General features: G+C 72.7%; 20 protein-coding genes. 12 read left to right on the top strand and 8 right to left on the bottom strand.

Annotated elements, in window-relative coordinates:
• Nucleotides 1–53: 53 nt before the first annotated feature.
• The 3 genes from ACFFIA_RS24240 to ACFFIA_RS24230 are packed head-to-tail and all read right to left on the bottom strand — an operon-like array spanning nucleotide 54 to nucleotide 1,948.
• Nucleotides 54–710 carry a TetR/AcrR family transcriptional regulator gene (locus tag ACFFIA_RS24240; RefSeq protein WP_377254056.1) on the bottom strand — a complete coding sequence of 219 codons (657 nt, stop codon included), beginning with the start codon at nucleotides 708–710 and terminating at the stop codon, nucleotides 54–56.
• Complete coding sequence (locus ACFFIA_RS24235; RefSeq protein WP_377254054.1) at nucleotides 707–1,636, bottom strand: FAD-dependent oxidoreductase; 930 nt, start codon at nucleotides 1,634–1,636, stop codon at nucleotides 707–709. The genes ACFFIA_RS24240 and ACFFIA_RS24235 overlap by 4 nt, the downstream gene beginning before the upstream one ends.
• A 48-nt stretch (nucleotides 1,637–1,684) precedes the next feature.
• Nucleotides 1,685–1,948, bottom strand: a complete 264-nt coding sequence (locus ACFFIA_RS24230; protein ID WP_377254052.1) for a winged helix-turn-helix domain-containing protein — start codon at nucleotides 1,946–1,948, stop codon at nucleotides 1,685–1,687.
• A gap of 182 nt (nucleotides 1,949–2,130) precedes the next feature.
• Between ACFFIA_RS24230 and ACFFIA_RS24225 the strand changes: the two genes are divergently transcribed.
• A complete protein-coding gene (locus ACFFIA_RS24225) occupies nucleotides 2,131–2,916 on the top strand; it encodes a class I SAM-dependent methyltransferase (protein ID WP_377254050.1) in 786 nt (261 codons plus the stop codon).
• Between the two features lie 218 nt (nucleotides 2,917–3,134).
• Here ACFFIA_RS24225 and ACFFIA_RS24220 read toward each other — a convergent pair whose 3' ends face one another.
• Nucleotides 3,135–4,073, bottom strand: a complete 939-nt coding sequence (locus tag ACFFIA_RS24220; RefSeq protein ID WP_377254048.1) for a TetR/AcrR family transcriptional regulator C-terminal domain-containing protein — start codon at nucleotides 4,071–4,073, stop codon at nucleotides 3,135–3,137.
• Between the two features lie 57 nt (nucleotides 4,074–4,130).
• On the opposite strand from ACFFIA_RS24220, the gene ACFFIA_RS24215 reads away from it, so the two are divergent.
• From ACFFIA_RS24215 to ACFFIA_RS24200, 4 genes are read left to right on the top strand one after another with little or no spacing between them, the layout of a single operon-like run.
• On the top strand, nucleotides 4,131–5,087 hold the full coding sequence (locus ACFFIA_RS24215; protein WP_377254046.1) for an ATP-binding cassette domain-containing protein: 957 nt from the start codon (nucleotides 4,131–4,133) through the stop codon (nucleotides 5,085–5,087).
• Entirely contained in the window at nucleotides 5,080–5,823 is a 744-nt protein-coding gene (locus ACFFIA_RS24210) for an ABC transporter permease (RefSeq protein WP_377254044.1), read from the top strand. The genes ACFFIA_RS24215 and ACFFIA_RS24210 overlap by 8 nt, the downstream gene beginning before the upstream one ends.
• A gap of 40 nt (nucleotides 5,824–5,863) precedes the next feature.
• Nucleotides 5,864–6,379: an ArsR/SmtB family transcription factor gene (locus ACFFIA_RS24205; protein ID WP_377254042.1), complete on the top strand. Its 516-nt coding sequence runs from the start codon at nucleotides 5,864–5,866 to the stop codon at nucleotides 6,377–6,379.
• Nucleotides 6,376–7,839, top strand: coding sequence for a serine hydrolase domain-containing protein (locus tag ACFFIA_RS24200; protein WP_377254040.1), 1,464 nt, complete (start codon nucleotides 6,376–6,378; stop codon nucleotides 7,837–7,839). The genes ACFFIA_RS24205 and ACFFIA_RS24200 overlap by 4 nt, the downstream gene beginning before the upstream one ends.
• 27 nt (nucleotides 7,840–7,866) lie before the next feature.
• On the opposite strand, the gene ACFFIA_RS24195 is transcribed toward ACFFIA_RS24200, so the two are convergent.
• Entirely contained in the window at nucleotides 7,867–10,518 is a 2,652-nt protein-coding gene (locus tag ACFFIA_RS24195; protein WP_377254038.1) for an MGH1-like glycoside hydrolase domain-containing protein, read from the bottom strand.
• A 106-nt stretch (nucleotides 10,519–10,624) separates the two neighbouring features.
• Between ACFFIA_RS24195 and ACFFIA_RS24190 the strand changes: the two genes are divergently transcribed.
• The 3 genes from ACFFIA_RS24190 (at nucleotide 10,625) to glgB (ending at nucleotide 16,015) form a co-directional block, all read left to right on the top strand.
• On the top strand, nucleotides 10,625–12,538 hold the full coding sequence (locus tag ACFFIA_RS24190; RefSeq protein WP_377254036.1) for an amylo-alpha-1,6-glucosidase: 1,914 nt from the start codon (nucleotides 10,625–10,627) through the stop codon (nucleotides 12,536–12,538).
• 155 nt (nucleotides 12,539–12,693) lie between these two features.
• A complete protein-coding gene (locus tag ACFFIA_RS24185; protein WP_377254034.1) occupies nucleotides 12,694–14,028 on the top strand; it encodes a glycosyltransferase family 4 protein in 1,335 nt (444 codons plus the stop codon).
• Between the two features lie 103 nt (nucleotides 14,029–14,131).
• On the top strand, nucleotides 14,132–16,015 hold the full coding sequence (glgB, locus tag ACFFIA_RS24180) for a 1,4-alpha-glucan branching protein GlgB (protein ID WP_377254032.1): 1,884 nt from the start codon (nucleotides 14,132–14,134) through the stop codon (nucleotides 16,013–16,015).
• 28 nt (nucleotides 16,016–16,043) lie between these two features.
• On the opposite strand, the gene ACFFIA_RS24175 is transcribed toward glgB, so the two are convergent.
• On the bottom strand, nucleotides 16,044–16,715 hold the full coding sequence (locus ACFFIA_RS24175; protein WP_377254030.1) for a response regulator: 672 nt from the start codon (nucleotides 16,713–16,715) through the stop codon (nucleotides 16,044–16,046).
• The gene (locus tag ACFFIA_RS24170; protein ID WP_377254028.1) at nucleotides 16,712–18,004 is read right to left on the bottom strand and encodes a sensor histidine kinase; all 1,293 of its coding nucleotides are present in this window, start codon (nucleotides 18,002–18,004) and stop codon (nucleotides 16,712–16,714) included. Before ACFFIA_RS24170 ends, ACFFIA_RS24175 begins: the two co-directional genes overlap by 4 nt.
• Before the next feature lie 209 nt (nucleotides 18,005–18,213).
• On the opposite strand from ACFFIA_RS24170, the gene ACFFIA_RS24165 reads away from it, so the two are divergent.
• The 4 genes from ACFFIA_RS24165 to ACFFIA_RS24150 all read left to right on the top strand — a co-directional run bounded on the left by ACFFIA_RS24165 (nucleotide 18,214) and on the right by ACFFIA_RS24150 (nucleotide 21,171).
• Nucleotides 18,214–18,756, top strand: a complete 543-nt coding sequence (locus ACFFIA_RS24165; protein WP_377254026.1) for a DUF1707 domain-containing protein — start codon at nucleotides 18,214–18,216, stop codon at nucleotides 18,754–18,756.
• Between the two features lie 116 nt (nucleotides 18,757–18,872).
• Nucleotides 18,873–19,682 (top strand): metal-dependent hydrolase, encoded by an 810-nt coding sequence (locus tag ACFFIA_RS24160; RefSeq protein WP_377254024.1) that lies wholly within the window; start codon nucleotides 18,873–18,875, stop codon nucleotides 19,680–19,682.
• Nucleotides 19,679–20,587: an amidohydrolase family protein gene (locus tag ACFFIA_RS24155; RefSeq protein WP_377254022.1), complete on the top strand. Its 909-nt coding sequence runs from the start codon at nucleotides 19,679–19,681 to the stop codon at nucleotides 20,585–20,587. The genes ACFFIA_RS24160 and ACFFIA_RS24155 overlap by 4 nt, the downstream gene beginning before the upstream one ends.
• Nucleotides 20,588–20,589: 2 nt before the next feature.
• Nucleotides 20,590–21,171: an ASCH domain-containing protein gene (locus tag ACFFIA_RS24150; RefSeq protein ID WP_377254020.1), complete on the top strand. Its 582-nt coding sequence runs from the start codon at nucleotides 20,590–20,592 to the stop codon at nucleotides 21,169–21,171.
• A gap of 87 nt (nucleotides 21,172–21,258) precedes the next feature.
• Here the strand turns inward: ACFFIA_RS24150 and ACFFIA_RS24145 are convergent, their stop codons facing one another.
• Nucleotides 21,259–21,858 carry a nucleotidyltransferase family protein gene (locus ACFFIA_RS24145; protein WP_377254066.1) on the bottom strand — a complete coding sequence of 200 codons (600 nt, stop codon included), beginning with the start codon at nucleotides 21,856–21,858 and terminating at the stop codon, nucleotides 21,259–21,261.
• Between the last annotated feature and the right edge of the window lie 54 nt (nucleotides 21,859–21,912).

Genomic DNA, 21,912 nt, shown 5'->3' with positions numbered 1-21,912 from the left:
CGACAGCTACCTGGCCGCCACCGGCCTACGCCCACCCTGACCCCGAAAGGTCTCTAGTGCAGCCTCGTCCCGGAGCCGAAGCACGCCGCGATGCTCCATTGTGGAGCGTGCCGCCGGGCTGGATGCTGGGCGGGAGTCAGGCGCGCAGCCCGTGGCGGAGCAGGGTCGATCGCGCGCTCGGCGTTGGCGCGGCGCAGGTCGATGTCGTCGACCCCCTCTATGATCGCGGCGACCATGCGCATGATGTCGAGCAGGTCGGCGGTGGCCAGGTCGGGTCGGAGCGCGCCGTCTTCCTGTGCCCGCCGCACCGGCTCGCCGAAGGCCAGCACGATCCGCTCGGCCAGCGCCTGCAACTCCGGCGCCTCCGTGCCCTTGGCCAGTGCCTGGTGCAGGCCGTGGCTGCGCACCTGGTGGTCGACCAGCGCCCGCAGCAGCGCGTCGAACGCGTCGACGCGGCCCCGGTGTGCCTCCGCCAGCCGCTCGATGTCGCGGACGTTGTCTTCGAAGATGGCGACCGCCAGCGCGTAGCGGTCGGGGAAGTGGCGGTAGAGCGTGCCCCGCCCCACGCCGGCCCGGCGGGCCACCGCGTCCAGCGGCGCGGCGAAGCCGGAGATCGCGAAGACCTCGCGCCCCGCCTCGATGATCAGCGCCCGGTTGCGGCGCGCGTCGCGCCGTAGGGTGTGGCTCTCCGCGATCTGGACCGAGGTCACGGCCCGAAGTCTACGAGAACACTGGCCGCGCATCCCCAGGACAGCGTGACTCCGGCACCTCCGTGCCCGTAGTTGTGGATGAGACGGGCACCGCCCGGCAGCCGCTCGGGATCTTCGCCGACCCGCGCCCCGCCCCGCCGCACCGGCCGCAGCCCGGCGCGCTCGCCCAGCACCGGTGCACCGGCCAGCTCGGGCACCACGTCGACGCAGCGGGCGACGATCGCGCGCGCGGCCTGCGGATCCGGCCCGGTGTCCCACTCCCCCGGCTCGAACGTGCCGCCCAGCACGACGTCCCGCGACCGGGGGTGCACGTACACCATCCCGTCGGCGTGGTGCTCCGCCCGTACCGACGTCTCGATGCCCCGGTTGGCGACCAGCACGATGCGCCCGCGGGCCGGGAAGACTGCGGGGTCGGCGCACAGCTCACCGGCCGCCAGGCCGGTGGCGTTGACCACGACGGGCGCCAGCTCCGCGGCCTCCGCAAGGCCGCGCAGGCGGCGGCGCTCCAGCACCGTGCCGCCGTCGGCCAGTCGCGCCAGCAGCCACTCCAGGTAGGGGACCATCTCCACCGTGGGCACGCTGAACCGCCACTCCCGGCCGTGGTCTTCATAATCTGGTACGACCCGGGACCACCATGGGTCGTCGGAGGGCCGCACGATCATGCGGGTGGGGCGCATCGCCACCCCCGGCACGCCCGCGGCCGCCTGGCGGGCCAGCTCGTCGTAGGTCTCGCCGGCCCAGGCCAGCACACGGGGGTCGGGGTCGGTGCGCGTGGGGTACCACACAGCGGCGGCGACCGCGGAGACCGTCTCGGCGGGCGGGTCGGCGGCGACCAGCGCGACCTGGGCACCAGCCTCCTGCAACCGCAGGGCCGACGTCAGCCCGATGACGCCCGCGCCGACCACGACAACGTCGAAGATTGGCATGGCTGCACCACATCCCAGGGGGCAGGTACGGTGTGGTCGAGCGTGATTCTACTGGCCTGGGGAGGACGAAATCGCCGACGATGTGCCCGTGACGGGCTTGCCCATGACGTAAACCCCACGCCCCTGGTGGCCCTCCAACACCCCAGCGTCCTGGAGCCGGCCGAGCGCCGCTTTGACCGGGGTGTCGCTGCACTCGTATGTCTGCATCAGCTCGGCGATCGAGGGCAGCTTGTCTCCCGCCTTGAGTTCACCGGACTCTATCCGTTCGCGGATGTCATTAATGATCTTGCGATAAACGGGCACGGCGGGCATGTGCTGGCACTCCCCTTGGTCGGCGTATGACATTTGATCATGCCCGCCCTGGGGTCTCAAGTATTCGTCGTACCCAATTGACTCAGGGTCCCTAGAACCCTAGGTTGGCCAAGTGAGGCGGCCCTGCCCCTTGGTCGGCAACCTAGGGCGGCCCGGGTCGCCTCACCCTCCCAGGAGGTCCAGTGCCCGGCGGCTACGCCTATGACAACGACGTCGAAGTGGCATTTCGGCAGCACGCGTGCCTTTCGGCGATGCTCGACGACTTCACCCGGTCCCGTCTGTCCACAGTGGTCGCGGTGCCCGGCACGCGCTGCCTCGAGGTCGGTGCCGGCGCCGGGAGCGTCGCCCGCTGGCTCGCCGACCGCGGCGCGACCGTGGTCGCCACCGACCTCAAGCCCCACCGCGTGCCGACGAGGGCGGGCATCCGCGTGCTCGCCCACGACATCACCGCCGAGCCGGTGCCCGACCCGCCCTACGACCTGATCCACGCCCGGCTGCTCCTGCTCCACCTCGCCGAGCGGGAAGCGGTGCTGCGCAAGCTGGCCGCCGCCCTCGCCCCCGGTGGCAGCTTGGCCGTCGAAGACTGGCACATCCGCCCTGAGCACCTCGTCGTCGACGCTCCCGACCAGCACGACGTGGCACTGTTCGAGCGCTACCAACGGATTCTCATGACGGTCATCGGCTCCGACCCCACCTGGGCCACGCGGATCCACGGCCAGATGGTGGGCGCCGGGCTGGCCGGCGTCGACACCGCGATCCACTCCCCGGTCTGGCCGGCGGGCAGCCCCGGCGCGCTGCTGGTGACGGTCAACCTGGACCTCTTCCGGTCCCGCCTGCTGGCCGCCGGCCTCAGCGCGGCCGAGCTCGACCACCTGCGCTGGCTCGTCACCGACCGCCACTCCGGCCTGGTCCTCCGCGGCCACCTCCTCTACTCGACGATCGGCCGCGCCCCGCTCGCCCCGGCGTGAATCCCGCGCCCGGTCACGCCACGCGCCGAAAGGGCGGCACGCTGGATGAGCAGACGCCGGCCGCGGCCGGAGCCGTGAGCGCGTCGGGGTCGGGATTGACCTGTTTCCGGATAGGAGATGGCGCCGCGTCCGGACGGCGGACGCCCGAAGCAGGGCGAAGCCGTCCGGACCACGACGAGCATCGCGGCAGCCCGGATCTGTCTCTTGGGATAGATCGTCTAGGTCGCGGTGTCGGCACGTCCGGCCGCCTGCGCCGCCTCGATCCGCCGGGCGAGGCCGTCGAGGATCAGGGCCAGGCCCAGCTCGAAGGCCGCGTCGAGGTCGGGGCCGTCGGTGATGGCGCCGATGGTCGGGTACGGCCCGGCGTCGACCAGCTGCGTCATCGTCTCGTCGTGCGCCTGGATCCAGTCGTCGCGGGTCTGGCCGGTGTCCTGCACGGCCTCGGCCTCCCGCTCGACCTGGAGCGCGGTGATCGTGACGTGCCCGGCGAGCGTAAGGATGGCATGCAGCGCGGTCCGCTCGTCGAGGCCGGCCTCCAGCAGGGGGCGCATGACTCGCTCGGTGTACGCCATCCCGTGCGGCGACGGCGCCGGCCGGGTGAACGAGATCAGCCGCGCCGCCCACCGGTGTCGCTCGAAGATCTGCCACATCGCGCGGAAGACCAGCTCCACCTGGGCCCGCCAGCCCGGTGGCGGCTCGGGGAGCGTCACCTCGCCGAAGAGCACGTCCACCATCCGCGTGCGTAGCTCCTCCATGCTCGGCACGTAGCGGTAGAGCGACATCGGCGGGATGCCCAACTCGGCGGCGACCCGGCGGACGGTGACCGCGTCGAGCCCTTCGGCGTCGCCGATCCGGATGGCGGTGCGCACCACGCCCTCCGCCGTCAGCTCGCCTCCGGTGGGGCGGCGGGCGGGCGGCGCAGGCGGTGCGGCCGAGCGGGCGACGATCGTGCCGATCCGCGGCACCGCCTCGACCACCCCCTCCTGCCGCAGCGTCGCGAGCGCCTTGGTGGCGGTCGCCAGCGCGACGTCGAACTCCTGCGTGATCCGCCGGGTCGAGGGGACGCGGTCGCCGGGGCGCAGCTCACCGGCCGCGATCCGACGCCGGATCTCCGCGGCGATCCGGCGGTACGGCGGCTCACCTGTACTAGTACTCACAACCCCTACACTAGTACAGTTTGACGCTTCTGACTAGGTATTCGTACGATGTACTGCATGTCTGGTACAGCGTACGCAGTCGAGGCGCACGCCCTCGCGAAGTCCTACGGCGGCACTCCCGTGCTCGCCGGCGTCGACCTACGCGTCGTGCGGGGCAGCGTGTTCGCGCTGCTCGGGCCGAATGGCGCGGGCAAGACCACCACCGTCCGCATCCTCGCCACGCTCACCGGTCCCGACGCGGGGAGCGCCACGGTCGCCGGCTTCGACGTGGTGCGCGAGCGGCGCCGGGTCCGCCGGGCGATCAGCCTCACCGGGCAGTACGCGGCGGTCGACGAGTTGCAGACCGGCGCGGAGAACCTGCGGATGACCGCTCGGCTGGCCGCGCTGGGCCGGCGGGACGCCCGGGCGCGCGCCGCCGAACTGCTCGCCCGCTTCGACCTGGCCGAGGCGGGCGACCGGCGCGTGGCCACGTACTCCGGCGGCATGCGGCGCCGCCTCGACCTGGCCGCGAGCCTCGTCGGCCAGCCTTCGGTGATCTTCCTGGACGAGCCGACGACCGGGCTGGACCCGAGCGGGCGGCAGGCGATGTGGGACGTCGTACGCGGCCTGGTGCGCACCGGCGTCACGGTCTTCCTCACCACGCAGTACCTCGAGGAGGCCGACCAGCTCGCCGACCGGATCGCGGTGCTCGACCACGGCCGGATCGTCGCCGAGGGCACCGCGGCCCAGCTCAAGGAGCGGGTCGCCGGGCAGCGCCTCGACCTGACGCTCACCGGCCGCGGGGCGTACAAGGCGGTGGCTGCCCATCTCCACGGCCGGCTCGCGCACCGCGCCCCGGAGCGGCTGACGCTGAGCGTGGCCACCGACGGCAGCGCCGCGCACATCCGGGCGCTGCTCGACGAGGTCGACCCGGCACGCACTGAGGTGACCCGGTTCGCGGTGCACACCGCCACGCTCGACGACGTCTTCCTCCAGCTCACCGGTCGCACTACGAAGGAGGCGGCGCGTGTCTGACGCGTTGGTCATGATCGAACGCTCGGTACGCCTCTCCGGGCGCACCGTCGACGCGCTGCTCTTCTCGCTCGCGCTGCCGGTCATCGTGATGCTGCTCTTCGTCTACCTCTTCGGCGGCGCGATCGACACCGGCACGGCGTACGTGACGTACGTGGTGCCCGGAGTGATCCTGCTCTGCGCCGGCTACAGCGCCGCGGCCACGGCGGTCACGGTCGCGCAGGACATGACCAGCGGGGTGATCGACCGCTTCCGCTCCATGGACGTGGGCGGGGTGGCGATCCTCGCCGGCCACGTGGTCGCGAGCCTGGCCCGCAACACGATCTCGATCGCGCTGGTCTTCGGCGTGGCGCTGCTGATCGGCTTCCGCCCCCAGGCCGGGCCGCTGGAGTGGCTGGCCGCGTCGAGCGTGCTGTTGCTGTTCGTACTCGCGATGTCGTGGCTCTCCGCGGCGGTGGGGCTGCTCGCCTCGTCGGTCGAGGCGGCCAGCGGGTTCACCTTCTTCGTGCTCTTCCTGCCGTACCCGAGCAGCGCGTTCGTGCCGATCGACACGATGCCCGGCTGGCTGCACGGGTTCGCCGAGCACCAGCCGGCCACACCGGTGATCGAGACGGTGCGCGCCCTGCTGCTGGGCACGGCGGTCGGCGGCAGCGGCTGGCAGGCGCTCGCGTGGTGCGGCGGGCTGCTGCTGGTCTCGATGGCCCTCTCCGCGGTGCTGTTCCGCCGCCGGGCCCGATGAGGACTTGTCGCTACTACGTAATTGCGTAATACTCGGGAACATGAGCACGCTCGAGGAACGCGTCGCGGCGCTGGAGGAGCAGGTCGCCGCGCTGGCCGCCCGCGCGGACCGGTCATCGCCGGAGCCCGGTGAGCCCGCCGTTCGTACCGGGGATGTCTTCTGGGCGCTGGAGGGGCTGAAGGAGCGGGTCCCGGACGGCGCCGGAGCGGTCCTCTACACCGGGGTCGTGGCGCCGTCGGAGGGCGAGCGTTACGAGTGGCAGTACGGCGCGACCACCGCCGACCTGATGCGCGGCGACTGGTCCGAGGTGGCCGCCACGCTCTCCGCGCTCGCCCATCCGGTGCGGTTGACGCTGCTGCGCGAGGTGCTCGGCGGGCGCCACGCCGCGGCCGAGCTGTCCGAAGTGGAAGGCCTGGGCACCAGCGGCCAGCTCTACCACCACCTGCGGCAACTGGTCAGCGCCGGCTGGCTGCGCACCAACGGGCGCGGGCAATACATCGTGCCCCCCGAGCGGGTCGTCCCCCTGCTCGTCACGCTGACGGCGGCCCGGCGATGAGGGCGCCGCGACTCGACCGGTGGGCCGTGCTCGCCGCCGTCCTCGTCGCCGCGTTCGCCTGGCTGGTCGGGCCACGCGCGGCGGAGCTGGGCACCGAGACCACCGGCGACGCCGAGCTGGCCGCGCGCGTGCGGGCGCTGGTGGACGACCCGACCGGATACCGAGGGCTGGCGGTGGCCACTGTGGAGGGTGGTCAGGTCCGCACCGCCGGCCTCGGCGACGACGGGCGGGGCGGCGCGGTCGGCGCGGAGACGCCGTTCGAGATCGGCTCGATCGGCAAGACGCTCACCGGCATGCTCCTTGCCGACCTGGTCCGCGACGGCACCGTGCGCGCCGACCAGAGGCTCGCCGATCTGCTGCCCACAGTGGACTTCGAGGATCCGGACACCGCCGATGCCACGCTCGCCGAGCTGGCCAGCCACCGCTCCGGGCTGCCGAGGATCCGCTTTACCGGGCCGGTACAGGCCGCCGGCGTGGTGCTGAACACACTCGGCGGCAACGACCCGTACGGCAGCGCGGACACCGAGTGGCTGCTGTCCACAGTGGGCGGCGCCAGCGCGGGCGGCGGCGAGCAGGAGGTCAGCTACAGCAACTACGGCGTGTCGGTGCTGGGGCACGCGCTCGCCCAGCGCGCCGGCGTCCCCTACCCCGAGCTGGTCGAGCGGCGGATCCTCGCCCCGCTGGGCATGGCGGCGACCGGCTTCACGCCGCCCGAGGGCGCGCCCCAGGGCTTCACCGCCGGCGGCCGCCCGGTCGACCCGTGGAGCGCCACCGGCTACGCGCCGGCCGGCGGCGCGTGGTCCACCGCCACCGACGTCGCGAAGCTCGTGTCCGCCACGATGGCCGGCACCGCGCCCGGCGCCGACGCGGCGACCCCGCGCTTCGACGCGGGCGAGGACGAGCGGATCGGCTACGGCTGGTTCACCGATCAGTCAGGCGGTCGCGAGATCACCTGGCACAACGGCGGCACGGGCGGCTTCCGGGCGTACGCCGGATTCGACCGCGCCGCCGGCCTCGGCGTCGTCGTGCTCGGCAACACCGACCGGTCGGTCGACGACCTCGGCCGGCGACTGCTCGGCACCGAGCCCGGCGGGGGTGGCTTCGACTTCCAGGTGGCGCTGCGGCTCGTGGCCACGGCCTTCATGACCTTCGGCGGCGGGCTCGGGCTGCTGGGCGCCGCGCGGCAGGCCGGCATCGACCGGCTGCGCCTGGTCTCCAACGGCGTCTGGGCGGTGGCGATGCCGGCGCTGGCCGCTCCCGTCGGCCTGTGGCAGACCGTGCCGCCGGTGCTGTGGGCGGTGGGCGTGGGGCTGTGCGGCTACGCGGTGGTCCGGACCATCCCCCGGTGGCGGTCCGCGCCGCTCAACAACCGCGGCCGGTACCCATGGCTCACCTGGCTGGGCACGGCCCTCAACGCCGTGATCGCGGCCGCACTGGTGGTGTGGGCGCTGGTGCTCTGACTACGGATAGGCCGGACGGAAGGAGCCCTACCTTTCCGTTGACCGTCTCGTGGTCAGGATCAGGTCGGCCACCAGCGCGGTCCAGCCGGTCTGGTGCCACGCCCCGAGCCCGGCCCCGTTGTCGCCGTGGAAGTACTCCGGGAACGCGATCAGGTCCTTCCAGTCGGGATGGCGCTGGAACAGCTCGCACGCGCCGTACATCGGGCGGCGGCCCCACGCGTCGGGCACGAAGAGCGAGATCAACCGGTCGGAGAGGTCGTCGGCCACCTCGTTGAGCGTGCGCTTCTTGCCGGAACGGGTCGGATGCTCGATCACCAGCCCGTCGCCGAAGAAGGCGGCGTAGTCGCGCAGCGCGCAGATCAGCAGGAAGTTGGTGGGCATCCAGATCGGGCCGCGCCAGTTGGAGTTGCCGCCGAAGAGGCCGCTGGTCGACTCGGCCGGCTCGTACCCGACCGCGAACTCCTGCCCGCCCAGCTCGACGGTGAACGGCTTATCGAGGTGGCGGCGGGAGAGCGTGCGCAGCCCGTACTGCGAGAGGAACTCCTCCTCGTCGAGCATCCGCGCCAGGATCCGCACGATCTGATCCGGCCCGACCATCGACAGCAGCCGCCGCTTGAGCCCGTCACCGGCGAGCCGGCGGGCGCCCACCACGTCGGCGTACGCCGGCTTGTTGGTCAGGAACCACCGCAGCCGCGCGGCCAGCTCGGGCAGCCGGCCGAGCGTGCGCGAGCTGAGCGTGGTCGTGGCGGCGAGCGGGAGCAGCCCGACCACCGACCGCACCTTGAGCGGCACCGTCGAGCCGTCGGGCAGCCGGAGCTGGTCGTAGAAGAAGGAGTCTTCCTCGTCCCAGAGCCCCTGCTGGTACGCGGCCGCCGCGATGTACGCGAAGTGCTCGAAGAACTTTGTCGCCACGTCCTCGTACGCGTGGTCGTGCTCGGCGAGGCGCACGGCCATGTCGAGCAGGTTGAGCGCGTACATGGCCATCCAACCGGTGCCGTCGGACTGCTCCAGCACGCCGGCGACCGGCAGCGCGGCCGAGCGGTCGAACGGGCCCACGTTGTCGAGGCCGAGGAAGCCGCCCTCGAAGACGTTGTTGCCGTTGATGTCCTTGCGGTTGACCCACCAGGTGAAGTTGAGCAGCAGCTTGTGCATCACGCGGGCGAGGAAGTCGTAGTCGCGCCCGCCGTCGATCTCGAAGACCCGGAGGGCCGCCCACGCGTGTACGGGCGGGTTGACGTCGCCGAACGCCCACTCGTACGCCGGGATCTGCCCGTTGGGGTGCATGTACCACTCGCGCAGGAGCAGGAGCACCTGGTGCTTGGCGAACTCCGGGTCGACCCGGGCCAGCGTGACGCAGTGGAACGCCAGATCCCAGGCGGCGTACCAGGGGTACTCCCAGGGGTCGGGCATGGAGATCACGTCGAAGCTGTTCATGTGCCACCAGGCGCTGTTGCGCCCGTGCTTGCGGCCGGGCGGCGGCGACGCGCTGGCCGGGTCGCCGTTGAGCCACTGCTCGACGTCGAAGTGGTAGAACTGCTTTCCCCACATCAGCCCCGCGATGGCCTTGCGGAGCACGGCCGCCTCCTCGCGGGAGGCGCCCTTGGGCGTGAGCCAGGTGAAGTAGGCGTCGGCCTCGGCGCGCCGCGCGGCCACCACCTCGTCGAAGCCCTTGCCGAGGTCGAGCAGGGGCGCCGCCTCGTTGCCGGGCGGCGGCGAGGTGAGCGTGAGGCGCAGCCGGATCCACATCTCCCCGCCGGGCGGGACGGTCAGCTCATAGTGCAGTGCGCCTTTTGTTCCCGTCTGGTCGGGATTAACCGTATCGGCACCGTCGACCACGTGGTCGTTGATGCCGTCCTTGGGGTACTCACTCCGGCCGGGCAGCCCCCACAGCCGCTGCGTGTTGGTCTCGTTGTCGCAGCACAGCACGGTCGGGTCGCCCTCGCCCTGGAGCACCACCTGGCCGAGAACCCAGTGCTCACCGACCAGCCGCCCGTCGCCGCCCCGGAGCACGGGCACCTGATCGCGCCCCGGCAGCCCCCACGACCAGGTGTTGCGAAACCACAGTGTGGGCAGGACGTGCAGCGTCGCGGTGTCCGGACCGCGGTTTGCCACGTTGATCACGATGCACATGTCGGTGGGCGACGCCTTGGCGTAGTCGACGGTGACCGCCCAGTAGCGGTCGTCGTCGAAGACGCCGGTGTCGACGAGCTCGTACTCGGTCTCGTCACGGCCCCGAGCGGCGTTGACGGCCACCAGGTCGTCGTAGGGGAAGGCGGTCTGCGGATAGTGGTAGCGCCAGCGCATCCAGGAGTGGGTCGGGGTCGAGTCCTCGTACCACCAGTACTCCTTGACGTCCTCCCCGTGGTTGCCCCCGTCGCCGCCGAGGCCGAACATCCGCTCCTTGAGGATGGGATCCTGGCCGTTCCACAGCGCGAGGGCGAAGCAGAACGTCTGCCGGTCGTCACAGACCCCGGCCATGCCGTCCTCGTTCCACCGGTAGGTGCGGGAACGCGCGCAGTCGTGGGGGAAGTAGTCCCACGCCGTGCCGTGCTCGCTGTAGTCCTCCCGCACCGTGCCCCACGCCCGCTCGGACAGGTATGGCCCCCAGGCCCGCCACGGCTGTTCCCCCGCATTCGCCTGTGCCAGCCGCGTATGCTCCGCGTCGCTGGCGGACGTCACCCCGCTCGCCACCTTCACCTTCCGTCGTCGTGACCACACGGGACCATTGTCCCGGTGGCGTGTTACAGACGCCGTCACCGCCACCCACTCTTGGTAAGGGAGCCTAATGATTCCCCTCGCGTTCGGGCCGCAGGTCTGTGGTGATCTCGTGGCGGGCGCCACACGGGAGTGGCTGCTCACCGACGGTCTCGGCGGCTACGCCATGGGTACGGTCTCCGGGCTGCGCACGCGCCGCTACCATGCCCTCCTCGTGGTGGCCGGAAATGTCCCGGCGTCCCGCCATGTGGGCCTGGTGTCACTCGATCCGGTGATCACCCTGCCCTCCGGCGCGCAGGTGCGGCTCGCCACGCACGAGTGGGCCTCCGGCGCGGTCGAGCCGAAGGGGCACCACCTGATCGAGCGCTTCGACCTCGCCGACGGGCTCCCCCGCTGGCGCTGGCGGATCGGCGACGTGGTGATCGAGCGGGAGATCGCCATGGTGCACGGGCGCCCGGCGGTCGCGGTCGTGCACCGGCTGATCGCCGGCCCATCCGGGGGCACGGTACGGCTTTCAGTGGACGCCTTGTGCACGTGGCGGGACGCGCACGGCGAGCGGTACGCCGACGGCCCGCCCCCGCGCGTGCTCCCCACCGCCGACGGCGCGGTCGTCGAGCAGGCGTACCGGATGGCCGGCCCCGGCTGGACGCCGACCGGGCAATGGTGGCGCGGCGCGCACCACCGGGAGGAGGCCGCGCGCGGGCTCCAGCCTGAAGAAGACCTCTGGTACGCGGGTCGCTTCGGCCGCTCGCTCGACACGCCGGGCGACACGCTGGAGGTGCTCGCCTGGGCCGGTGACCTGGACGACCGGCCCGCCCCGGCGACCGAGGTCGTGGCGGCCGCCCGCGAGCGGCACTGGAAGGTCATCGCGGCCGCCGCCCCGGCCGACCCGGTCGACGCCACGCTCGCCCTCGCGGCCGACGCCTTCGTGGTGCGCACGAGCACCGGGCCGGACGTGGTCGCCGGCTACCCGTGGTTCGGCGCGTGGTCGCGCGACACGATGACCTCGTACGAAGGGCTGCTGCTCGCCACCGGGCGCGCGGAGGAGGGGCGGGAGCTGCTGCGCGCCTACGCCGGCACGCTCTCCGAGGGCATGCTCGCCAACACCGCCGACACCGGCAGCGTCGAGTACAACACCTGCGACGCGACGATGTGGTACCTGCACGCGGTCGACCGGCACGTGGCGGTCACCGGCGACACCGACCTGGCCGCCGAGCTGCTGCCCGCCCTGCGCGGGGTCGTCGACGCGCACCTGGCCGGCACGCGGTACGGCATCCGCGCCGACCCGGCCGACGGGTTGCTGACCCAGGGCGCGCCGGGCGAGGCGCTGACCTGGATGGACGCCCGCGTGTACGGCGTGCCGGTCACGCCCCGCTTCGGCAAGCCGGTCGAGGTCAACGCGCTCTGGGTCAACGGGCTCGCCGCGATCGTCGACCTAGCCGCGCGGGTGGGCCAGGACCCGGGCGCGGCGCCGGCCGTACACGCCCGGGCGCGCGACTCGTTCTGTGCCCGGTACCCCGCCCCCTCCGGCTGGCTGTACGACGTGCTCGACGGGCCGGGCGGCAACGACATGTCGCTGCGCCCCAACCAACTGCTCGCCTGGTCGCTCCCGCGCGCGCCCCTCGACCCGGACGAGTCGGCGCTGCGTATGATCGGCGCCGCGCTCATGACCCCGCTCGGCCCGCGCAGCCTCGCCCCCGACTCGCCGGGCTTCACCGGAAATCATCGCGGCACGCCGGCGCAAAGAGACGCGGCATACCACCAAGGAACGGTGTGGCCGTGGACAATAGGGCCCTACGCGGATGCGTGCCGGAACGTCGGCTGGCGAATTGGCGAGTTGTTCACCGGTATCGAGTCTCATTTGCCCGAGTTTGGCCTAGCATCCGTAAGCGAAACCGCCGACGGGTACGCGCCTCACGCTGCGACCGGCTGTCCCTTCCAGGGTTGGTCCGTCGCTGAGACGCTGCGCGCTCGACGGTTTTGATCAGTGCGCGTTACATGCACGCAACGGTGGTGTCTTCGCTGGTTTTCTCGTGACCGGCACGATTGGTCCGAACCCAAGGACGCGAAGGCACCAGAGCCGTGGTGCGGTACGCGCATGGGCAGGGGGCGGACGCACAACATCTAGGGGGCGGCTTCATGGCATCGGCGGGCGGCGACGTTATCGACATCCGTACTTCACCGCGTCAGCGGGTCCTGATGCTCTCCTGGGAGTACCCACCGGTGGTCGTCGGAGGGCTCGGGCGGCACGTCCACCACCTCTCCACCTCGCTCGCGGCCGCCGGTCACGAGGTCACCGTCGTCACTCGGCACGCCCCGGGCGCCCCGCTGGAGGAGTACGCGGACGGCGTGCGAATCGTGCGCGCGCCCGAGGACCCGCCGCTCTTCCCGCTCGCCACGCCCTCCCTGCTCGCCTGGACGATGGCGTTCAACCACACGCTGACCCGCGCCGCCCTGCGCGCCGCCCAGTCCGGCGAGTACGACGTCATCCACGCCCACGACTGGCTCGTGACGCACACCGCGGTCACGCTCAAGGAGCACCTCGACCTCCCGCTCGTCGCCACCATCCACGCCACGGAGGCGGGCCGCCACCAGGGCTGGCTCCCCGACGAGATGAACAAGTGCATCCACTCCGTCGAGTGGTGGCTGGGGCGCGAGGCGTGCCGCGTGCTGGTCTGCTCCGAGTACATGAAGTGGGAGGTCAGCCGCCTCCTTGAGCTTCCCACCGCGCGCGTCGAGGTGATCCCCAACGGCGTCGACGACCGGGTCTGGCAGGCGCAGCCCAACGCGGTCGCCGCGGCCCGGTCGCGCTTCGCCAGCGAGGGCCCACTGGTCGGTTTCGCCGGCCGACTCGTGTACGAAAAGGGCGTGCAGCACATCCTGCACGCGATCCCGAAGCTGCGCGCCGAGCATCCGGACCTGCGCGTCGTGATCGCCGGCGACGGGCCGTACCGGAGCGAACTGCAAGAGGTCGCCGAAAAGCTCGACCTTGGCCCGTCGGTGAGCTTCGCCGGCTTCATGAACGAGAAGCAGCTCCCCGCCGTGCTCGCCGCCACCGACGCGACCGTGGTGCCCAGCCTGTACGAGCCCTTCGGCATGGTGGCGCTCGAAGCCGCGGCCGCGGGCGCCCCGCTGGCCGTCTCCGCGACCGGCGGGCTCGCCGAGATCGTGGAGCCGGGCGTCACCGGCGTGACGTTCCCGCACAGCGACCCGGACGCGCTCGCCGGCGCGGTCGGCACGCTGCTCGGCGACCAGACCTTCGCCCGTTCGGTCGCGCAGCGGGCCCGCACGATGGTGGCCGAGCGCTACGGCTGGTCGACGATCGCCGCCCGCACCGCCGCCGCGTACGCCACCGCCCGCCGCGAGTCCTCCGTCTTCAACACGCGCCAGGCGGAGATGCTGCTGGAAGAGGGACGCACCAAGATCGTCGTGCCGGAGGGCAACCTGCTCGCGCTGGACGGTGTCCTCTCTTGAAAAACCCCACGAAATCGCTCCGCTTCGCTCCACGATTCCGCAGGGATCTTGAAAACCCCACGAAATCGCTCCGCTTCGCTCCACGATTCCGCAGGGATCCGGCATGACCACTGTCCTGCCCGCCCTCCCCAACCAGTTCTCGCCCGGCACGCCGCCGCCGCTCGGCGACCTCGACCTCCACCTCTTCGGCCAGGGCCGCCACGAGCGGCTCTGGGAGGTGCTCGGCGCGCATCCGCGCCCGGGCGGCTGCCGCTTCGCCGTGTGGGCGCCCAACGCCCACGAGGTCCGCGTCATCGGCGACTTCACCGGCTGGGGCCCGTACGACGGCGTCCCGCTGGAGCCGGTCGGATCCAGCGGCATCCACGCCGGTTTCGTGCCGGGCGTCGAGCCGGGCCAGCGGTACAAGTACCGGATCCACGGCGCCGACGGCCGGTGGACCGATCGCGCCGACCCGATGGCGTTCCACACCGAGTGCCCGCCGCGCACCGCCTCGGTGGTGTACGAGTCGGCGTACCGGTGGGAGGACACCGCCTGGATGGCCGGCCGCCAGTCCGACCACCACGCCCGCCCGATGTCCGTGTACGAAGTGCACCTCGGCTCGTGGCGCCCCGGACTGTCCTATCGCGACCTCGCCGACCAGTTGGTGTCCTATGTGGCCGACCTGGGCTTCACGCACGTGGAGCTGATGCCGGTCGCCGAGCATCCGTACGGCCCGTCGTGGGGCTACCAGGTCACCGGCTACTACGCGCCGACGTCCCGCTTCGGCACGCCGGACGAGTTCCGCCACCTGGTCGACCGCCTGCACCAGGCCGGCATCGGTGTGCTGCTCGACTGGGTACCGGCCCACTTCCCCAAGGACGAGTGGGCGCTGGCCGGCTTCGACGGCACCGCGCTGTACGAGCATCCGTTCGCCGGCGAGCATCCCGACTGGGGCAGCCTGATCTTCAACTACGGCCGCCACGAGGTGCGCAACTTCCTCGTCGCCAACGCGCTGTACTGGCTGGAGGAGTTTCACATCGACGGGCTGCGGGTCGACGCGGTCGCCTCGATGCTCTACCTCGACTACTCCCGGCAGCCCGGCGAGTGGGCGCCCAACGTGTACGGCGGCAACGAGCACCTGGAGGCGATCGACTTCCTCCGCGAGCTGAACGCGACGGTGTACCGCAATCACCCCGGCGTGGTGATGATCGCCGAGGAGTCGACCGCGTGGCCCGGCGTCTCCCGCCCGGTCGACTGGGGCGGGCTCGGCTTCGGCCTGAAGTGGAACATGGGCTGGATGCACGACACGCTGGAGTACGTCTGCCGCGACCCGATGTACCGCAGGTACCACCACGACCAGCTCACCTGGCCGACGGTGTACGCCTTCGACGAGCAGTTCCTGCTGCCGATCAGCCACGACGAGGTCGTGCACGGCAAGGGCTCGCTGATCGGAAAGATGCCCGGCGACCGGTGGCAGAAGCTGGCCGGCGTGCGCGGCTTCCTGGCGTACATGTGGGCCTTCCCCGGCAAGCAGTTGCTCTTCATGGGCTGCGAGCTGGCCGACGAGCGGGAGTGGAGCGAGCAGGCCGGGCTGGACTGGTCACGCTCCGGCGACGGCCTGCCGGCACTGCTGCGCGACCTCAACCGCGCCTACCGGGAGACCCCGGCGCTGTGGTCGCTGGACACCTCGCCGGAGGGCTTCCGCTGGATTGTCTGGGACGACTGGCAGCAGAACGTCATCTCGTTCATCCGGGTCGCACCGGACGGCTCGATGGTGGCGTGCGTGGCCAACTTCTCCGGCCTGCCCCGCTGCGACTACCGGATCGGTCTGCCGGCCGGCGGCCGCTGGGCGGAGATCCTCAACACGGACGCCGCCTGCTACGGCGGTGCCGGCGTGGGCAACCTCGGCGGCGTGGACGCGCTCGACCAGCCCTCGCACGGCCATCCGCACTCGGCCGAGGTGCACGTCGGCGCGTACGCGACGGTCTGGTTCGCCCACACCCCGTGAGCGCTGAGACCCGGGCCTGACCGGACAGTCAGGCGAGCCAGCCGGGGCGGACCAGGCCGGCCTCGTAGGCGTAGACCACGAGCTGGGCGCGGTCGCGGGCGCCGAGCTTGACCATCGCGCGGCTCACGTGGGTCTTGGCGGTCGCGGGGCTGACCACCAGGCGGGCCGCGATCTCCTCATTGGACAGTCCGGCGCCGACCAGGGCCATCACCTCGCGCTCGCGGTCGGTGAGCTGCCCCAGCGACAGCTCGGGCGCGGCCGGCTGGGCACCGCCGCGGCCGGCGAACTCGGCGATCAGCCGCCGGGTCACGCCGGGCGAGAGCAGCGCGTCGCCGGCCGCCACCGCCCGCACGCCGCGCAGCAGCTCGACCGGCTCGGTGTCCTTGACCAGGAAGCCGGAGGCGCCGACCCGCAGCGCCTCGAAGAGGTATTCATCCAGCTCGAACGTCGTGAGGATGACGATCCGCGTCGCCGTGAGCGCCGGGTCGGCCGCGATCCGGCGGGTCGCCTCCAGACCGTCGACCCCGGGCATCCGGATGTCCATGAGCACCACGTCGGGCCGGGTCTGCCCGGCGAGCCGCACCGCCTCCACACCGTCGGCGGCCTCGGCGACCACCTCGATGTCGGGCTCGGCGTCGAGCAGCGCCCGGAACCCGGCCCGCACCAGCCCTTGGTCGTCGGCCAGCAGCACTCTGATCATGCGTCCCCCTCGACGTGCTCGCTGGTGCCCGCGCCACGCCCGGCGGCGTCGCGGGCCTCTGGCGGTGGTGCGTCGGTGGCGAGGGGCAGGGTCGCCGCGACCGTGAAGCCGCCGCCGTCGCCGGGGCCGGCCGCCAGCTCACCGCCGAGCGCGGCGGCGCGGGCGCGCATGCCGGCGATGCCGTTGCCCGCCTCCGGGGCCGCCTGGCCGCCCACGCCGTTGTCCGCCACGCGCACGGTCACCGCGCCCTCGCCGTATCCGATCGTCACCACCGCGGCCGCCTCCGGGCCGGCGTGGCGGCGCACGTTGGTGAGGGCCTCCTGCACGATCCGGTAGGCCGCGCGGTCGACCTCGGCCGGCAGCGGCCGAGGCTCCCCCTCGACCGCCGTGCGCACCGGCAGGCCGGCGTCGGCGGTGAGGTCGTCGAGCCGGGCGAGGCTGGGCGCGGGCGCGCGCGGGGCGGCCTCCTCCTCCGGGCGGAGCACGCCGAGCACCGAACGCACCTCGCGCAGCGCCTCCGCGCTCGCCGACTTGATCGCGCTGAGCGCCTCGCGAGCCTGCTCCGGGCGCGTGTCCATGAGGTGGAGCCCCACCCCCGCCTGTACGTTGATCAAGGACAGGTGGTGGCCCAGCACGTCGTGCAGCTCGCGGGCGATCCGCAGCCGCTCCTCGCTGGCCTGCCGCTTCTCCTGCTCGGCGCGGGCCCGGGCCTGCTCGGCGCGATACTTGGCGACCTCGGCGAACTGCTGCCGGCGTACCCTGTTGGCCTCCGCGAGCAGCAGGGCGACGGCGACGACGGCCGCGATGACCGCGGCCCGCCCCCAATCCGGACGAGTGACGCCCGCGAAGGCGACGTAGCCCGCGGCGACCAGCGCCCACGAGGCGGCCCGCTTGCCCGCGTCGATCGCGGCGAAGAGGGCGAAGATCGAGGCGAGGAAGTAGGGGCCGCGCGGCTCCTGCGCCCACGCCGCGAAGCCCACCGCGCTCGCGATCGTGACGGCCAGCACGGGCACCGGAAACTTGTAGCGGAAGCCGAGCGCGATCGGGCCGGCCAGCAGGATGGCGTAACCGAGCAGGTCGGGATCGGTGCGCGCGGTGCGGGCGGCGAGCACCTGGACCACGCCGGTGACCACGACCATGCCGCCGCCGTGGCGGGGCTTGCGGTTGGGATCCCAGGGGCGCGGCTCCCACCGACCGCCCGGCCCGCCCGTGCGCCCCGGCCCGCCCGGCGGCCCCCACGGCCCGCCGGGCGACTCCCAGGGTGGGCGGGGGCGCCAGTCCTTGCTCACGGTCCGACCGTAGGCCACGCATACCTCTCCCGGCATCGCCTCCGCGCGGCGTTCCGGGCTACCTCCCGGGGAGTACGAATCGCGTGGCGAGGGGGACGCCGCTACTCCCCCGGTCGTATCCGCGGACCCGCCACTGCGCCCCCGGCGGGCGCCCCGATGACTCCACCGGCCCGACGCGCCCGGGCCGCCTTTTCGGGAACCTCGTTGGCATGACAGCAACGGAAGCCGGCGCCGGGCGCGTACGAGCCTCGGACGCCGAACGGGAACACATGGCGACGATCCTTCGGGCCGCGATGACCGAGGGGCGGCTGGACCTCGTCGAGGGCGAGGAGCGGCTGGCCAAGACGTACGCGGCGACGTACCGGGACGAGTTGGGCGGGCTGGTCTCCGACCTGCCCGACGGTGGGCGGCGGGCGCTGGCCCGGACGCCGGAGGCGCGGGCGTTCGCGATGCGCTCGCTGCGGCGGCACTTCGGTGGCGTGGTCGTGGTCGGCGCGATCCTGGTGGGGCTGTGGATGCTCTCCGGGGTGGCCTTCTTCTGGCCGATCATCCCGCTGGCCTTCCTCTTCCTCGGGCTGGCCAAGCACGCCGCCGAGGTGAGACACGGCGGCTACCACCCCCGCGGCGACTGGCGCGGTCCCCGCGACTGGCGGGGCGGCCCGGAGTGGGGCGGGCGGCGGGGCGACTGGCGGGTGCATGCCGAGTACCGAGGGCAGGGGCCGTGCGGCCGGGGGTACCGCGACGGCTGGTGAGACGCGCCCGGCGTGTCACGCTCGGCGGCACCACATGCTGGTGCCGCCGGGCGTCGTGGTGAGCGCCACCGTGGCGGTCGTTGAATGTGGACGGTCCCTCTGGGACAGTCCCGCGCATGATGGGGCCCTCTCACGCATTGTCCGGCGCGGCCGTGTGGTTGGGGGGATCCTGGGCACTTGACCGATTCGCCGGATACGAGCAGTCGCCCCTCGCCATCGCCGTCGGCACCGCGGTCTGCGCCGGCGGCGCGCTCTTTCCCGACCTCGACCTCTCCGGCAAGGTGACCCGCAACAAGGGGGGCGCGACGGTCGCGCGGACCTTCGGCGTGGCCTCGCTCTTCCTGGCCGAGGTGATCGAGAAGCTGTCGCTCGCGGTGTACCACATCACCAAGCTCAGCGGCGACCCCGACCGGGAGAACGGCCACCGCACGCTCACCCACACGATCCCGTTCACGGTGCTGGTGGGCTGGGGCACGACGGCGCTCTGCACCGCGTACGGCAAGTGGGCCGTCGTCGCCATCCTCTTCGTCATGATCGGACTCGCCCTCCGCGGCCTCTTCGACGAGTGGGCCAAGCGGGCCGGCTGGCTGCTGATCACGCTGATCTCGGCCGCCGCCGCGTACGGCACCGCGCTCATGCTGCCGGGCGACCGCGGGTATCCGATGCTCGGCCTCGCGATGGGCGTCGGCTGCCTCGTGCACATCCTGGGCGACCTGGTGACCCGCGCCGGCGTACCCATCCTGTGGCCCATCCCCACCGGCCGCCGCATGTGGCGGATGATCGGCCTGCCCGGCGGCCTGGCGGTGCGGGCCGGCAGCGCGGTCGAGATCTACGTGTTCCGGGGCGTGTTCATGGTCGTCTCGGCGCTGTCCGCGTGGGGCCTGCTGGCGCCTTCGGTGCTGCGCCGGTTCAATATCGAGGTGTGAGTCTCTCCGGTGACGACGCGGTCCCGGGCTTCTGGGGCGCCCTCGGCCTGCCCGGCCTTGCCGACGTGCACGTGCACTTCCTGCCGCCGCGCATGCTGCGCCGCGTGTGGGCCCACTTCGACGAGGCCGGCCCGCTGGTCGGTGTGAAGTGGCCGATCCGCTACCGCTGGCCGGACGCCGAGCGCGTCGCCCACCTGGAGAAGCTTGGCGTGCGGGCGTTCACCGCGCTGGCCTACGCGCACCGCCCCGGCATGGCCGCCGACCTCAACGACTGGACGCTCGGCTTCGCCCGCGACACGCCCGGCTGCCTCCCGTCGGCGACCTTCTACCCCGAGCCGGGCGTGACGGAGTACGTGGCCGGCGCGCTCGACGCCGGCGCCCGCATCTTCAAGGTGCACTTCCAGGTGGGCGGCTTCGACCCGCTCGACGGCGCGCTGACCCCGGTGTGGGGCATGCTCGCCGACGCCGGCGTACCGGTGGTGGTGCACGCCGGGCACGCGCCGGTCCCCGCCGAGTACACCGGCCCCGACCCGTTCACCGCCCTGCTCGCGCGCCATCCGCGACTCGCCGCGATCGTGGCGCACATGGGCGCGCCCGACTATGCCGCCTTCCTGGGCCTCGCCGAGCGCTACGAGCGGGTCGCGCTCGACACGACGATGGCATTCACGCCGTTCTTCGACCAGTTCATGCCGTTTCCGCCCGCGCTGCTGCCCCGGCTGCGCGACCTCGGCCTGGCCGGTAGGGTGCTGCTCGGCAGCGATTTCCCCAACATTCCTTATGAGTACTCAGACCAGCTCGCCGGCCTCGTCCGCCTCGATCTCGGCGACGAGTGGCTGCGCGCCATCTGTTGGACGAATTTTGTGGAACGCTTCGGTAATGCGTCCGACCCCCGGCGGCAGGCCTGACGATGTTGTTTGAGCGGCGGCTGCGCGACGGCATCGCAGATGGCACCATCACCGCCGCGCTGCGCCGGTGGCGCCGCGTCCAGGTGGTCGCCGGCCGGACCTACCGCACCGGCGCCGGGCTCGTCGAGGTGACGGTCGTCGATCCGGTACGCCCGGAGGACCTTACCCCCGCCGACGCCCACGCCGCCGGCTTCGAGAGTGTGGCGGCGATGCTCGCCCAGCTCAGCGGCCCCGCGGACGGCCAGCTCTACCTGCTCCACTTCCGCCGCGTCGCCGGCCCCGACCCGCGCGCCGCCCTGGCCGCCGACGACCGCCTGGACGACGCCGGCGTCGCCGCCATCGACCTCCGCCTCGCCCGCCTCGACCACGCCAGCCCGCGCGGACCGTGGACCGCCGCCGCCCTGCGGGCCATCGCGGACCATCCCGGGGTACGCGCGGCGGACCTCGCCGCCACGCTCGGCCGCGACGTGGCCACCTTCAAGGCGGACGTGCGCAAGCTCAAGGCGCTCGGGCTCACCGAGAGCCTCGAGGTGGGATACCGCATCTCCCCGCGCGGCGCCGCCTATCTCGCCCACCGCGCCTGACGCCGCGCGGCCGCCGGCGCGCCCATCGCGCCCGCGGCACACGACTTCGCCGCCGAGCGTCTTCACGGCCGGCGGCGAGTCGGCGGGCTAACCCGGAATGCGCTGGCTGGGGATGGGGATCGTCAGCTTGAACGCCGCCACCACCTCGGGGCTCTCCAGGCGCGCGCCGTCGGCGATGCTGTCGCAGGCCACGTCGAGCACCTCGTGCTTGTGGGCCAGCAGGTACGGCCGGGCGCCCGCGTCCGCGTGGGCCACTGTGGAGATGCCGGGCCAGTGCTTGCGCCCGAAGAGCATCGGGAAGCTGCGCCGGCCGGCGTAGGTGGCGCAGACGAGCACGTCGGCGTAGGGCAGGGCGGCCACTCGCCGTACCGCGTGGGCGGTGACGCCGGGCATGTCGACCGGGACCACCACGACCGCGTCGACCTCGACGTCGGTCAGGGCGGTGAGGCCGGTCCGCAGTGAGCTGCCGATGCCCCTCCCCCACGTCTTGTCGACCACCACGCGCGCGCCCTTGAGCTCGGCGGCGGCCCGCACCTCGCCGGCGGCCGCGCCGAGCACGACGACGAGCGGCACGCAGCCACCGTCGCGCATGATCTCCAGCGCCCGGTCGACGAGCGGCGTGCCCTCGTGTCGCAGTAGTGCCTCCGGCCCGCCGATCCGGCGCCCCCCGCCGGCGGCGATGACCATCCCCGCGGTTGCCATCGCGAAACACCCCCCAGGTGTGCCGCGTCAAGATGAGCG

The sequence above is a fragment of the Phytohabitans kaempferiae genome (assembly GCF_042433955.1).
GTDB classification, from domain to species: Bacteria; Actinomycetota; Actinomycetes; order Mycobacteriales; family Micromonosporaceae; genus Phytohabitans; species Phytohabitans kaempferiae.
This window is presented reverse-complemented; position numbering and strand designations above follow the sequence as displayed.